The organism is Martelella sp. FLE1502, from assembly GCF_053484255.1.
On sequence record NZ_JBAKFQ010000035.1, the window covers coordinates 1 to 13,428 of the forward strand.

At 63.2% G+C, this 13,428-nt stretch carries 13 protein-coding genes; 7 read left to right on the forward strand and 6 right to left on the reverse strand.

From position 1 onward, the window contains the following. Positions 1 to 227: 227 nt before the first annotated feature. The 6 genes from ptsN to V6767_RS20900 all read right to left on the reverse strand — a co-directional run bounded on the left by ptsN (position 228) and on the right by V6767_RS20900 (position 5,355). Positions 228 to 692 (reverse strand): PTS IIA-like nitrogen regulatory protein PtsN, encoded by a 465-nt coding sequence (gene ptsN, locus V6767_RS20875; protein WP_448475227.1) that lies wholly within the window; start codon positions 690 to 692, stop codon positions 228 to 230. A 55-nt stretch (positions 693 to 747) separates the two neighbouring features. Further along, the gene (gene hpf, locus V6767_RS20880; RefSeq protein ID WP_448475228.1) at positions 748 to 1,317 is read right to left on the reverse strand and encodes a ribosome hibernation-promoting factor, HPF/YfiA family; all 570 of its coding nucleotides are present in this window, start codon (positions 1,315 to 1,317) and stop codon (positions 748 to 750) included. A gap of 326 nt (positions 1,318 to 1,643) precedes the next feature. Then, positions 1,644 to 3,170, reverse strand: a complete 1,527-nt coding sequence (gene rpoN / locus V6767_RS20885; RefSeq protein ID WP_448475229.1) for an RNA polymerase factor sigma-54 — start codon at positions 3,168 to 3,170, stop codon at positions 1,644 to 1,646. Positions 3,171 to 3,294: 124 nt separating this feature from the next. Further along, entirely contained in the window at positions 3,295 to 4,119 is an 825-nt protein-coding gene (lptB, locus tag V6767_RS20890) for an LPS export ABC transporter ATP-binding protein (protein ID WP_448475230.1), read from the reverse strand. Between the two features lie 7 nt (positions 4,120 to 4,126). Beyond that, positions 4,127 to 4,690, reverse strand: a complete 564-nt coding sequence (locus V6767_RS20895) for an LptA/OstA family protein (protein ID WP_448464528.1) — start codon at positions 4,688 to 4,690, stop codon at positions 4,127 to 4,129. Positions 4,691 to 4,698: 8 nt separating this feature from the next. After that, positions 4,699 to 5,355, reverse strand: coding sequence for an LPS export ABC transporter periplasmic protein LptC (locus tag V6767_RS20900; RefSeq protein ID WP_448464526.1), 657 nt, complete (start codon positions 5,353 to 5,355; stop codon positions 4,699 to 4,701). Between the two features lie 384 nt (positions 5,356 to 5,739). Between V6767_RS20900 and V6767_RS20905 the strand changes: the two genes are divergently transcribed. The 7 genes from V6767_RS20905 (at position 5,740) to mutS (ending at position 13,386) form a co-directional block, all read left to right on the forward strand. Then, positions 5,740 to 6,036 (forward strand): integration host factor subunit beta, encoded by a 297-nt coding sequence (locus V6767_RS20905; protein WP_230720625.1) that lies wholly within the window; start codon positions 5,740 to 5,742, stop codon positions 6,034 to 6,036. Positions 6,037 to 6,065: 29 nt separating this feature from the next. Then, complete coding sequence (locus V6767_RS20910) at positions 6,066 to 6,413, forward strand: LapA family protein (RefSeq protein ID WP_448475231.1); 348 nt, start codon at positions 6,066 to 6,068, stop codon at positions 6,411 to 6,413. An 86-nt stretch (positions 6,414 to 6,499) separates the two neighbouring features. Next, on the forward strand, positions 6,500 to 7,603 hold the full coding sequence (locus V6767_RS20915) for a class I SAM-dependent methyltransferase (RefSeq protein WP_448475232.1): 1,104 nt from the start codon (positions 6,500 to 6,502) through the stop codon (positions 7,601 to 7,603). After that, positions 7,600 to 8,457, forward strand: a complete 858-nt coding sequence (locus V6767_RS20920) for a TrmH family RNA methyltransferase (RefSeq protein WP_448475233.1) — start codon at positions 7,600 to 7,602, stop codon at positions 8,455 to 8,457. The genes V6767_RS20915 and V6767_RS20920 overlap by 4 nt, the downstream gene beginning before the upstream one ends. After that, positions 8,454 to 8,942, forward strand: coding sequence for a signal peptidase II (gene lspA / locus V6767_RS20925; RefSeq protein ID WP_448475234.1), 489 nt, complete (start codon positions 8,454 to 8,456; stop codon positions 8,940 to 8,942). Before V6767_RS20920 ends, lspA begins: the two co-directional genes overlap by 4 nt. Before the next feature lie 289 nt (positions 8,943 to 9,231). Beyond that, a complete protein-coding gene (locus tag V6767_RS20930) occupies positions 9,232 to 10,095 on the forward strand; it encodes a GNAT family N-acetyltransferase (RefSeq protein ID WP_448475255.1) in 864 nt (287 codons plus the stop codon). 558 nt (positions 10,096 to 10,653) lie between these two features. Further along, positions 10,654 to 13,386, forward strand: a complete 2,733-nt coding sequence (gene mutS, locus V6767_RS20935) for a DNA mismatch repair protein MutS (RefSeq protein WP_448475235.1) — start codon at positions 10,654 to 10,656, stop codon at positions 13,384 to 13,386. Positions 13,387 to 13,428: the final 42 nt, after the last annotated feature.

Consider the following 13,428-nt stretch of genomic DNA (forward strand, 5'->3'; position numbering starts at 1 on the left):
ATGCCATGCGCCTTGTCTACAAATTTAAACCGGACAGCAGTGGGCTTGACCCGAGGATCCAAGCACCTCGCCACGCGACTGGCGTCTGCGGATGTCGCCATGTTGTTGCGATAACCGGCGAAAATCCGCTCACTCTTCTCGCGACAGACGTGATTAGATGCTCGGGTCAGGCCCGAGCATGACGTAATTTATGGGGAGGTGCTGCAAAAAAAAGAGGGCAAAAGCCCTTACGCCGCAGTCGAATCCGGGTCCGAATTCAAAAACGCGTAGATCGCGCTGTCGCTGTCGGAAGCGCGCAGCTTGCGGGTGAGCTCCTGGTCGCGCAGCAAGCGGGCGACGCGTGAGAGCGCTTTCAAATGGTCCGCGCCGGCGCCTTCCGGGGCCAGCAGCAGAAAGGCGAGGTCGACGGGCTGGTCGTCGAGCGCGTCGAAATTGACGGGGTGCTGGAGTCTCGCGAACACGCCGGCGATATGATCGAGCTTCGGCAGCTTGCCGTGCGGGATGGCGATGCCATTGCCTACCCCGGTCGAGCCCAGACGCTCGCGCTGCAGCACCACGTCGAAGATTTCACGCTCCGGTATCCCGGTCACGGCTTCCGCCCGGGCGGCGAGTTCCTGCAGCAATTGCTTCTTGGAATTGGCCTTGAGGGCGGGGATGATCGCTTCCTGTTTCAGCAGGTCGTCGAGTGCCATGTCCTGGTATCCTGGCGTGAGAAGCGGACGCCTTGCGGCGCCCGCCGGTTGAAGGTCAGCCCTGAATGCCGGCTGTGTCGATCCAGCCGATATTGCCATCCGGGCGGCGATACACGATGTTCAGCGTCTTGTTGTCCGGGTTGCGGAACAACATCAGCGGCTTGTCGGTCATGTCGAGCGCCATGACGGCGGTGGCGACGGCCATGGTGCGCACCTCGGCCTTGGCCTCGGCGACAATCGCCGGCGCGTAGTCTTCCGGGATCTCCCCGTCATCCTCGGGCGGCGTATCCATCACCGAATAGGCGAATTCGGCGGAGCCGGCATGGCCGTTGTGGTGATCCTTGAGTTTGCGCTTGTAGCGGCGCAGGCGTTTCGCGATCCGCTCGAAGGCTGCCTCGAAGGCGGCCTGGGGATCATGCGCCTTGCCGGCTGCGTGCAGCACGGCGCCGCTGTCGAGATGGACCTTGCAATCGGCCTCGAAGCCGCCGCCGGCCTTTTCAACGGTCACCTGGCTGGAATAGCCGCCGTCGAAATATTTCGTGACCGCTTCCTCGATATGATCCTCGATTTTTTCGCGGAAAGCCTCACCGACTTCCATTTGTTTGCCCGAGACGCGAACACTCATGGTTATGCCCTTCTTCTTGTGTTTCCACGAGCCACTTTAGGCCAAGCCGCGAGCTCCTCCAAGAGGGTCGGATGATTGGCCCGATTGGCAGTGCGATGACAACCGGTCATCAATATCTATTTGGGCTTTTTTCAGCCGTTTGCCAGCGGGAAATCTGCAATTCGTTCCGCGTTTTTCGTGCCGTCCGTCCGTTGGGCTCGCCTTATCCGGCGCCGGCGTCCGGTCACGAAACCATTCAAGTGTCGGTTCGCGCCCTTTGCGGCGGATGCTCTATCGTTCATGGACCGCGAAGTCAATGCGGGCCGTGCTTGTCCGTTCTAATCGGTTCAGCCGGCCGCAACCCGGGCAAGGGCCCGCTTTTCCCGGCGGCGCTGGACGGAGGAGGGGATGTTCATCGCCTCGCGATATTTGGCAACCGTCCGGCGGGCGAGCGTGATGCCGTCCTCCTTCAGCACCGCGGCGATGTCATCGTCGGACAGCACCGCGGCCGGCGTCTCGTCGTCGATCAGCCGCTTGATCCTGTGGCGCACGGCCTCGGCGGAGTGGCTGGCCGCGTCGTCATCGGCGCCGGCGATCGAAACGGTGAAGAAATAGCGCAGTTCGAACAGCCCGCGCGGCGTGAGGATGTATTTGTTGGAGGTGACGCGGCTAACGGTCGACTCATGCATCTTGATCGCCTCGGCCACCGTCCTGAGATTGAGCGGGCGCAGATGGTCGACGCCATGCCGCAGAAAACCTTCCTGCAGCCGCACAATCTCGCCGGCGACCTTCATGATGGTGCGGGCCCGTTGGTCGAGGCTTCGGGTCAGCCAGTTGGCATTCTGCAGGCAGGTGTTGAGAAAGGTGTGGTCCGCTTCCGACATCCCCCGCGACGCCTTGATCTCGGCCAGATAGGGGCGGTTGACCAGCACCCGCGGCAGCGTGTCGCTGTTGAGCTCGATCTGCCAGTCGCCGCCGGGCCGCGCTGTGACGATCACATCGGGCAGCACCGATTCTGAAGGATCGCTGGAAAACGCGCTTGCGGGTTTCGGGTTCAGCCGGCGCAGTTCCGCCATCATGTCGAGCAGGTCGTCGTCGTCGACGCCACAGATGCGTCGCAGCTTCTGGAAATCCCGCCGCGCCGCCAGATCGAGATTGTCGACCAGCGCTTCCATGGCCGGGTCCAGCCGGCCGCGCTGCCTGAGCTGCTCGCGCATGCAGTCGGACAACGACTGGGCGAAGACGCCCGGCGGATCGAGCGATTTGAGCCTTTCGAGCACATGCGTCACATCATCGGCGCCGATGCCGATATTGCCGGCGATCTCGGACGGCTCTCCCCGAAAATAGCCGGCGTCGTCGAGATAGTCGATCAGGTGACGCGCGATCGCCTGGGCGCGCGCATCGCGAAAGCTCAGGGCAATCTGGTCGGTCAGATGTTCGCGCAGGCAGGGCCGGCTGGCGACGAACTCGTCGAGGTCGACATGGTCGTCGCCGCCCCCGCCGGGCATCGATTTCCACTGGCTCATCAGTTCCGGCGCGTCGGGTCGCGACGTTGGCGCATCCTCGGTGAAAGCGCTGTCGTAATTGCTGTCGAGGCTTTCCTTCAGCCGGTCGGAAGCCTGGCTGTCCTCCCGGAACCAGTCGCTTGACGGCTCCGGATTTTCGTGGGCCGGAAGCTCTGCGGCTTCGGGTCTCTCGTCCCCGTGGCCTTCCTCGCCCCCCATCTCCAGAAGCGGGTTCTTCTCCACTTCCTGCGCGATAAAGGCGGTGAGCTCTGCATGGGGCATCTGCAGAAGCTGGATCGACTGCATCAATTGCGGGGTCATGACCAGCGACTGGCTTTGTTTCAGAAACAGTTTGGCGCCAAGTGCCATGTAAACGCCCCACAAAAAATGCGCAGCCGGCAGAGGCCGGCCATTTCAGGCAGGTAGATTGGCATAAAAATTGCTTGATGATCAAGGCCGAATCGTGCGCGCGGACGAGCGACGCTCGATATCGTCAGAGGCTGAAATTGTCGCCGAGATAAAGTCTGCGCACATCGGTGTTGGCGACGATTTCCGAGGCCCTGCCGTGGGTCAGCACCTCGCCGGCGTGAATGATATAGGCGCGGTCGATCATGCCGAGCGTCTCGCGCACATTGTGGTCGGTGATCAGCACGCCGATGCCGCGCTCTGTCAGATGACGGATCAGCCCCTGGATATCGGAGACCGAAATCGGGTCGACGCCGGCAAAGGGTTCGTCAAGCAGCATGAAGGCCGGGTCGGTGGCCAGCGCGCGGGCGATCTCGAGACGCCGCCGCTCGCCGCCGGAAAGCGCCACCGCCGGCGATTTCCTCAGCCGCGCAATGCCGAACTCCTCCATGAGCTGTTCCAGCTTGTCCTCGCGCTCGCGCTTGTTCAGCGGCGTGAGCTCCAGAACGGCGCGGATGTTGTTTTCCACGGTGAGGCCGCGGAAGATCGAGGCTTCCTGCGGCAGGTAGCCGACGCCGAGCCGGGCACGGCGATACATCGGCAGGCCGGTAACGTTGCGCCCGTGCAGCGCGATGCGGCCCTCATCCACCGGAACGAGACCGGTGATCATGTAGAAGCAGGTGGTCTTGCCGGCGCCGTTCGGGCCGAGCAGGCCAACGGCCTCGCCCTGGCGCACGACCAGCGATACGCCATTTACCACGCGGCGATTGCGGTAGGACTTGGTCAGGCCTTCGGCAATCAGCGTGCCTTCGTAGTTGACGGGCGGGCGGCCATTGTCGGTCTTCGGCTGTGCGGTCTCTGCCGTCGGGGCAGCCGGCCGCGGCGCTGCGGATTTTGCCTTGTTCACATGCACCCCCGGATCAGTTGCCGGGCCGCGATTGCGGATTGAGGCGGATCTGGACGCGCTTGCCGCAGGCGTCAAGCTTGGCCTGGCTGGTCGCCATGTTGACCGTCAGCTTGCAGCCGACAAAGACATTGCCGTTTTCCTTGAGCACGACTTCCTTGCCTTCCAGCACGAATTGCTGGCTCGGCATGTCGAAATGGCCGGTATCACCGGTTGCCGACTGGGTGTCGGTATCGAGGCGAACGCCACCGGTGAGATCAATGCGGTCGATATCGCCCTGGCCCGAGGCGATGCCGGTGGAGCCGCCTTCGTAGCGCACCGTCATCTTGGCGGCGCGCACCGTGTTGACGCCCTGCACGGCAACGACATTGCCGGAAAAGGTGATCAGCTTGGTCGCGTCATCGACCTCGAATTCATCGGCATCGATATCGATGGGCTGGTCGCCGGCGAGCTGGAAGCCGGTGGTCTCGGTGGACTGCGCGAACGCCGTATCGGCCGGCAGACTGGCAAAACAGAGCGAGGCGATTGCGATCGCCGCCGGTGCCATGCCGGTTCTGAATTTCAAAATGCCCAAATCCATCGATAACCTCACTGATTGCCCTGACCGAGGGCAGACGGAGAAAGTGTAACATGAACACCGCCCCCGAACCGAATTTTCTGTCCGTTATCGGTGATATTTATGTTTCGGGCAACCACCGAGGCCTGCGGCGCGGTCACGGTCACCGGGTCGTCGCTTTGAAGCGTGCCGCCCTGGATATCGATCGCGGCGGAGTTGAATTCCGCGTGCATGCCGTTCGAAAGCTTGATGGTGAATGGCTCGTCGATATTGAGATATTCGGTCGCCCGGTCGTAAAGCGTGCGCGCGGCGTCGACCACCGCCGTCACCGAATCCTCGACCGGCACCTGCGCCGTCACGTTTTCCAGGAGCACGGTGCTGTCGTCCGGATTGGCGGCGGGCAGAAGCGCCCGGTCGGCCTTTAGCGAATAGGGGATGCCGTCACGATTGCGGCCCGTTATGCCGGGATTGGTCATGACGATCATCCCGTCTTCAATCGTGGCCGAGCCAAGCGAAATGTTGTCGGGCACCAGCGACTGCACGAAGGCCATGGCGATCAGCGCGATGGCGATCGCGAAGGCGGCGATCGGCAGCAAGATCTTCAACCGCCGCACGGTGCGCGTATGCTTTGCCGCCCTGCGGAAAGCCTGGTCGATCGATGCCCGGTCTGTTGCCTCGGAAACTGTCATGCCGTGTCGTTTCGGTGTCCATTGCGTGCGTGCACTCGAAGCCCCACGGTTATTATGTTTCGCGGTCGAGAACAAGCTGACCATCTAGGCATTGGCGGGGCCGCAATCAAGCAGCAAGCCTGTGCCTTGTTGCATCGCGGCGACATCCCCGCCAGCAAGATGCGCCTGCTTGCCAAATCGCGTCATCTTGTGTCTTCGGCCACTTGAACTCGGTGACGCGTATAACGTAAACAGGTCGAGTTTGAGGCTTTCTCAGCCACAACGGATTTATAAAGGCGACGGGGCGGGGCGAAATCGTGCCGGGGCGGATCGGACTTGTTGACGGGCCATGGTCTGTGGGGCAGACTAATTGGCAATGAAAATCATGGATTTGAGGGGTCGAATGTGATCAAGTCGGAGCTGGTTCAGATTGTTGCGGCGCGTAATCCGCATCTCTATCACCGCGATGTCGAGAACATCGTGAACGCCATTCTCGATGAAATCGCCGATGCGCTGGCCGCGGGCAACCGGGTCGAACTGCGCGGTTTCGGCGCGTTTTCGGTCAAGAACCGGCCTTCGCGCTCGGGCCGGAACCCGCGCACCGGCGATGCCGTGTTCGTTGAAGAGAAGTGGGTGCCGTTCTTCAAGACCGGCAAGGAACTGCGCGAACGCCTCAATCCGGACCAGAAAAACGGCAATTGACGGCGGAAATTAAGAACAGGGCGCGCATCATGACCAAAAAACTGATCAACATTCTCATTCTGGTGCCGATCGGGGTCGTGCTTATCGTGCTTTGCGTGGCCAACCGCCAGTCGGTGACCATGGCGCTCAACCCTTTCAATGCCGCAGATCAGGTGCTTTCCGTCTCCGCGCCGTTCTTCGTCTATATCTTCATCGCCTTCATCCTGGGCCTCGTTTTCGGGTCGCTGGCCACGTGGTTTTCCCAGCGCAAGCACCGCAAGACCGCCAAGGCCAAGAAGCGCGAGGCCGCGCAGTGGCGCGCCGAGGCCGACCGCCAGAAGACCCAGCCCGCGGAATTGCCGCAGACCCGCCGGCTCGACCGGCTGCCCTCGGCTTAAATCAGCGGCAGCCGACAAGACTTGCCATTTTCCCGGCAGGGCTGATAAACCGCGAGCTTTCGACCAATCCGGGATAACGGCCTCTCATGACGCCTCCGAAACAGGACAAGACACGCCGCAAGCCCGGCAAGGGTGAGCGCCGCAATGCGCCTTCGTCCAAGCCGCAGCGCGGCCAGGCCCCGCGCCGTCGCGAGGAGCCTCGCGAACCGGCCGAGCGCAAGAGCCGTCAGCCGGAGCCGCAATGGGTGGCGATGAAGCCCGGCGAGCGGCCGGCGGAGCGCATTCCTCACATTCTCGAATCGGTATCGGCCGATGGCTTCCATCTTATCGACAGCGGCCACGGGCTGAAGCTCGAGCAGTATGGCGACTACCGCATCGTGCGGCCCGAGGCGCAGGCGCTGTGGCCGCCGCTGCTGGAGGAGAAGGTCTGGGCGAATGCCGATGCGGTGTTTACCGGCGATACCGATGAGGAGGGCATGGGCCGGTGGATGTTTCCGAAGGCGGCACTGGGCGAGACCTGGCCGCTTCGAATCATGGATATCGATTTTCTCGGCCGCTTCACCGCCTTTCGCCATGTCGGCGTGTTTCCCGAACAGGTCGCCCACTGGCAGTGGATGCGCGACGTGCTGGAGACTGCCGGACAGCGCGGCGGCGCAAAGCCGAAGGTGCTGAACCTCTTCGGCTACACCGGCGTCGCCTCCTTGGTGGCAGCAGCCGCCGGCGCCGAGGTAACCCATGTCGATGCCTCCAAGAAGGCGATCGGCTGGGCGCGCGAGAACCAGGCGCTGTCGGGCCTCAACGACAAGCCGATCCGCTGGATCTGCGACGACGCGATGAAATTCATCGAGCGCGAGGAGCGGCGCGGCAACCACTACGACATTATCTTGACGGATCCGCCGAAATTCGGCCGCGGTCCCAATGGCGAGGTCTGGCAGTTGTTCGAGCACCTGCCGCGCATGCTCGATCTCTGCCGCGCGATCCTGAAGCCCGATGCGCTCGGTCTGGTGCTGACGGCCTATTCGATCCGCGCCAGCTTCTATTCGATCCATGAACTGATGATGGAGACCATGCGTGGTTTCGGCGGCGTTGTCGAATCGGGCGAACTCGTCATCCGCGAGGGCGGGCTTTCCGGAACCGAGCCGGGCAGGGCGCTCTCCACATCCCTTTATGCGCGGTGGTTGCCACAATGAGCTTCGAGAAGGAACGCGCGCCGCGCGTCGGCACGGTCAAGGAGGTTACCAGCCTCTCCAACCCGATCATCAAGGATATCAGGGCGCTCAGCCAGAAGAAGCACCGCGAGGAAAGCGGCACCTTTCTGGCCGAGGGGCTGAAGCTGATCATCGATGCGCTGGAACTTGGCTGGACGATCCGCACGTTGATCTACGCCAAGGCCGCCAAGGGCAAGGCGCCGGTGGAGAAGGCCGCCGCCAAGACGGTCGCCTCCGGCGGGCTGGTGCTGGAAGTCTCCGAAAAGGTGCTCGGCGCGATAACCCGCCGCGACAATCCGCAGATGGTCGCCGGCGTCTTTGAAAGCCATTACCGCCCGCTTGCCGAGATCGCGCCGCAGAAGAACGAGACCTATATCGCCCTCGACCGGGTGCGCGATCCGGGCAATCTCGGCACGATCATCCGCACGGCGGATGCCGCCGGCGCGTCCGGCATCATTCTGGTCGGCGAGACCACCGATCCGTTTTCGCTGGAAACGGTGCGGGCTACGATGGGCTCGGTTTTCGCGCTGCCGGTCTCGCGCGCCGAGCCGAAGGCGTTTCTGGACTGGGCGCGGAAAAGCGGCGCGGAAATCGTCGCCACGCACCTCGCCGGCTCCGTCGATTACCGCACCATCGATTACACCAAAAAACCGATCGTGCTCCTGATGGGCAATGAGCAGCAGGGCCTGCCACCCGAGCTTGCCGAGGGCGCGGACAGGCTTGCGCGCATTCCCCAGCAGGGCAGGGCCGATTCTCTCAATCTGGCGGTCGCCACCGCAGTGATGCTGTATGAAGCCCGCCGCCATCTTCTGTCGCTTGAGGAGCCCGGCCGATGAAGTTTTCGCTTTCGCGCCCGGGCCCCGCGGTCCTGTTCATCGTGATCGCCGTTCTCATCGACGCGGTGATCAAATTAGCGGTCGAGGTCTATCTGCCGCTGCACCGGACCTATGACGTGCTGCCCTTCCTCGGCCTGTTCAAGACCTACAATCCGGGGATCGCGTTCTCGCTGCTCTCCGACACCAATGGCTGGGCGCTGGTGGCGATGCGGCTGGCGATCGTGGCGGTCGTGATCTATCTCTGGCGGCGGACCGCGCCGGGGCAGGTGTTCGCGCTGATCGGCTTCGCGCTGGTGGTTTCGGGCGCGCTCGGCAATATTCTCGATCACTTCATCTATGGGCACGTCGTCGATTATATTCGCTTCCATGTCGGCGACTGGACGTTTCCGATCTTCAATCTCGCCGACAGCTACATCACCATCGGCGCCGTCATGATCTTCATTCAGGAGTTCCTGCTGAACGGATCGGGCAAGGACAAGGCCTGAGGGTCAGCGGCGGGTATATTAGCAGAAAACCTTGCCATTCAATGAGTTGAAAGGCCCTCCGGCCTGACCCCGTTATTGGCGTTTCGTCAAAAGCGGCTGGACCTGGCCACCGCCATGTATTACAGTTTCTTCCAGTCGGGCGGTTGCCCGGATAGCACGGAAACGGCGCGGGGAGGCGTTGAGCCAGACCTTCTCCCGCCCTCAGAATACGGGATGCGGCTGTCACGAACCTGTCGCAGTAAAGTGCTTTATGACACCCAAGACAAATGATCCGGAACGTGCGATGACGATGGAAGTCCTTGATCTTCTGCAACCATCGGTCCCAGCAGACGCTTCGATCGCGGTGGCCGGTAACAACGTGCTCGGCCGCATCGGCAGTCTGGAGACCCGGATTGCGGAAACCGCCGCGGAGATCGACGCGGCGCAGGCCATCCGTTACCGCGTTTTCGTGGAGGAGATGCAGGCCCGCCTGCCGGAAGCCGCGATGCGCGCCAAGCGCGATTTCGACCGCTGGGACGATATCTGCGACCATCTTCTGGTCGTCGACCACAAGATCGAGGGCGAGCCCGAAGACCAGATCGTCGGCACCTACCGTCTGCTGCGCCACGAAGTGGCGATGGAGCATGGCGGGTTCTACTCCGATTCCGAATTCCAGACCGCCGACCTCGTCGCCCGCCATCCCGAAGTGCGGTTCATGGAGCTCGGCCGCTCCTGCGTGCTGCCGGATTACCGCAGCAAGCGCACCGTGGAACTGCTCTGGCAGGGCAACTGGGCCTATGCGCTGAAGCACGATATCGGCGTGATGTTCGGTTGCGCCTCCTTCCATGGCACCGATCCCGCTGACCACGCCATGGCGCTTTCCTTCCTGCATCACAACGCCCGCGCCACCGGCGACTGGGCGGTTGCCGCCCGGCCTGAACTGGCCGTCGACATGAACCTGCTGCCGGCGGAAGAGGCCTCCGGTCGTCGCGCGCTCACCGGCCTGCCGCCGCTGATCAAGGGCTATCTGCGCCTCGGCGCGATGGTGGGCGAGGGCGCGGTCATCGATCACGCCTTCAACACCACCGACGTGCTGATCGTGCTGCCCATCAGCTCGATCTCGGATCGCTATCTGAATTATTACGGCGCCGACGCCGGACGGTTCGCGAGCTGAAGGTTTTCGGAGAGGGCCGCATAGCCCCCAATCAATCTCCCCCCTTGAGGGCAGGGCTATCGCATATGCGGAATAAACGTGGACTCTCAGACTGCAGGCAAAGCGCCCCAAGCTTTGACCATCGTTTGTCATCGATCCATTGTTCTTGGGTCATGCTCGGACTTGATCCGAGCATCCAGGCGGCTTAAGCGGCGGAATTTGCAAAGATTTATAATGAGACTTTACCGGGTGGCCTGGATCCTCGGGTCAAGCCCGAGGATGACCCGGAATGTGGGAGACGTTTGTCAACGAGCTGGAAATTTGGCCCCCCTACGATTCCAATCTGTTCCTTTTTGATTCTCCGAGATCAGCCATATGCGGTGCCCTCAAGTGGGGGGCTGATGGCTGCCAAGCTGCGCGGGAACAGACAGCCAGAATTCGACTGAACCCTCCCGCCCGCTTGTAACCCGATCCCCGCCACCATCACGTTTTGCCCAGCTTTCTTGCCGCCGACACTTTCGAGCCGCAAGAAATCGTGACAGATGAAGAGGGCAATTCCCTTCATTTCGAGCGTGCGCCGTGGCAGACGATAATCGTATTCCGACCGAAGAACTGATCTCCGAGGAAAGCCGGGCATCGGCAACGCCGATGATGGAGCAGTATATCGAGATCAAGGCCGCCAATCCCGATCTGCTGCTGTTCTACCGGATGGGCGATTTCTACGAGCTGTTCTTCGACGATGCCGTCGAGGCGGCGCGCGCATTGTCGATCACCCTCACCAAGCGCGGCCAGCATCTCGGCCGCGATATTCCGATGTGCGGCGTGCCGGTTCATGCCGCAGACGACTATCTGCAAAAGCTCATCGGCCTCGGCTTCCGGGTCGCCGTGTGCGAGCAGACCGAGGACCCGGCCGAGGCCAAGAAGCGCGGCTCGAAATCCGTGGTCCGGCGCGACGTCACCCGGCTGGTGACGGCGGGCACGATCACCGAGGACAAGCTGCTTGCGCCCGGCGAGAGCAACTATCTGATGGCGCTGTCGCGGGTGAAGGGCGGCGAGGGGGAGAGCAATTACGGCCTCGCCTGGATCGATATCTCCACCGGCGTCTTCCGCGTGTGCTCGTCGTCCGAAAGCAGGCTCGCCGCCGATATCATGCGCGTGGAGCCGCGCGAACTGGTCGTTGCCGACACCGTGTTTGCCGACGAGAAGCTGCGCCCGGTCTTCGATCTTCTCGGCCGCGCGGTCTCGCCGCAGCCGGCCGTGCTGTTCGACGGCGCAACCGCGCAGGACCGTCTCGGCCGCTTTTTCGGCGTGGCCACGCTCGATGGTTTCGGGCGGTTCTCGCGGCCGGAACTCTCCGCCGCCGCGGCCGCCGTCGCCTATGTCGAAAAGACCCAGATCAACGAACGCCCGCCGATCGGCATTCCCGAGCAGGACGGCGCGTCCGGCGCGATGTTCATCGACCCCGCCACCCGCTCCAACCTCGAACTGGTGCGCACCATGGCCGGCGGGCGCGACGGCTCGCTGCTGAAGGCGATAGACCGGACGGTGACCGGTGGCGGCGCGCGGCTGCTTGGCGAACGGCTGATGTCGCCGCTGACCGATGTCGAGACCATCCATGCGCGGCTCGACTCGGTGGGCTTCTTCCTTTCCGACGTTGCGCGTTCGGATGCCGTGCGCGACCATCTGAAGCAGTTGCCCGACATGCCGCGCGCGCTGTCGCGGCTTGCGCTCGATCGCGGCGGCCCGCGCGATCTCGGCGCAATCCAGCGCGGCCTCACGGTTGCCCGCGCGATCGCCGACGTGCTGTCCGGCGCGGACCTGCCGGCCGAACTCTCCGCAGCGCTGGCATCACTCCAGGCCCTGCCGCATGACCTTGAGCAGCAACTTGCCGCAACCCTTGACGAGGAGCTGCCGCTCCTCAAGCGCGATGGCGGTTTCGTGCGCGAAGGTGCGGACAATGCGCTCGACGAGGCGCGGGGGCTGCGCGACAAGTCCCGCCGGATCATCGCCGGGCTGCAGGCGCAATATGCCGAGGAAACCGGGGTCAAGGCGCTGAAGATCAAGCACAACAACGTGCTCGGCTATTTCATCGAGGTCACCGCCGGCAATGCCCGCGCGCTGACCGAGGGCGATGCGGCCAAGGCGAAATTCATCCACCGCCAGACCATGGCGAATGCGATGCGGTTCACCACCGCCGAGCTTGCCGATCTGGAAAGCCGGATTGCCAATGCAGCGGGCGAGGCGCTGGCGATCGAACTGGAAGCCTTCGAGACGCTCCGCCGCAACGTCGTGGCCGCCGCCGAAAGTCTGAAGCAAGGCGCGCATGCGCTGGCTATCATCGATGTGTCGGCCGGTCTTGCCGTGCTGGCGGAGGCGGAGGCCTATTGCCGGCCGCAGGTCGATGGCACCACGGCCTTCGAGATCGAGGGCGGGCGTCACCCCGTCGTCGAGCAGGCGCTGCGCAAGCAATCGGCCGGTCCCTTCGTCGCCAATGACTGCACGCTCTCGCCGGTCACGGGCGAAAATGGCTGCCTCTGGCTGCTCACTGGCCCCAATATGGGCGGTAAATCGACCTTCCTGCGCCAGAACGCGCTGATCGCGATCCTCGCCCAGATCGGCGCCTATGTACCGGCGGAAAAGGCCCATATCGGCATTGTCGATCGGCTGTTCTCGCGCGTCGGCGCCTCCGACGATCTGGCGCGCGGGCGCTCGACCTTCATGGTCGAGATGGTCGAGACGGCGGCAATCCTCAATCAGGCGGGCCCGCGCTCGCTGGTGATTCTCGACGAGATCGGGCGCGGCACGGCGACCTTCGACGGGCTGTCGATCGCCTGGGCGGCGGTCGAGCATCTGCACGACGTCAATTGCTGCCGGGGCCTGTTCGCGACTCATTTTCATGAGCTGACCGCGCTTTCGGAAAAGCTTTCGCGCCTTGTGAACGCGACGATGCGGGTCAAGGAGTGGAAGGGCGATGTCGTGTTTCTGCACGAAGTCGGGCCCGGCGCGGCGGATCGCTCCTACGGCATCCAGGTCGCCCGCCTCGCGGGCCTTCCCGCCGCCGTGGTCAAGCGCGCGAAGAACGTGCTGACGCGGCTGGAGGATGCCGACCGCAAGAACCCGGCCGCGAGCCTGATCGATGATCTGCCGCTGTTCCAGTCCGCGATGCGCACGCCCGAGCCCGCGCCGAAAGCCTCTGAGGTCGAGGCCATGCTCGCCGACATTCGGCCCGACGACATGACCCCGCGCGAGGCGCTGGAAACGCTCTACGCGCTGAAGCGGAAAATGCATGATGCCGTTTCCATTGATGAGTGATTTGCTTTAAGACACCACCGGCGGCGCGAGAACCGCCGATGA

Coding starts and splice junctions, on each gene's coding strand:
- lspA (WP_448475234.1), top strand. CDS start 8,454: ATGAAGTTTTCGCTTTCGCGCCCGGGCCCCGCGGTCCTGTTCATCGTG.
- V6767_RS20900 (WP_448464526.1), bottom strand. CDS start 5,355: ATGACAGTTTCCGAGGCAACAGACCGGGCATCGATCGACCAGGCTTTC.
- V6767_RS20910 (WP_448475231.1), top strand. CDS start 6,066: ATGACCAAAAAACTGATCAACATTCTCATTCTGGTGCCGATCGGGGTC.
- V6767_RS20930 (WP_448475255.1), top strand. CDS start 9,232: ATGGAAGTCCTTGATCTTCTGCAACCATCGGTCCCAGCAGACGCTTCG.
- V6767_RS20895 (WP_448464528.1), bottom strand. CDS start 4,690: ATGGATTTGGGCATTTTGAAATTCAGAACCGGCATGGCACCGGCGGCG.
- ptsN (WP_448475227.1), bottom strand. CDS start 692: ATGGCACTCGACGACCTGCTGAAACAGGAAGCGATCATCCCCGCCCTC.
- hpf (WP_448475228.1), bottom strand. CDS start 1,317: ATGAGTGTTCGCGTCTCGGGCAAACAAATGGAAGTCGGTGAGGCTTTC.
- V6767_RS20920 (WP_448475233.1), top strand. CDS start 7,600: ATGAGCTTCGAGAAGGAACGCGCGCCGCGCGTCGGCACGGTCAAGGAG.
- V6767_RS20915 (WP_448475232.1), top strand. CDS start 6,500: ATGACGCCTCCGAAACAGGACAAGACACGCCGCAAGCCCGGCAAGGGT.
- rpoN (WP_448475229.1), bottom strand. CDS start 3,170: ATGGCACTTGGCGCCAAACTGTTTCTGAAACAAAGCCAGTCGCTGGTC.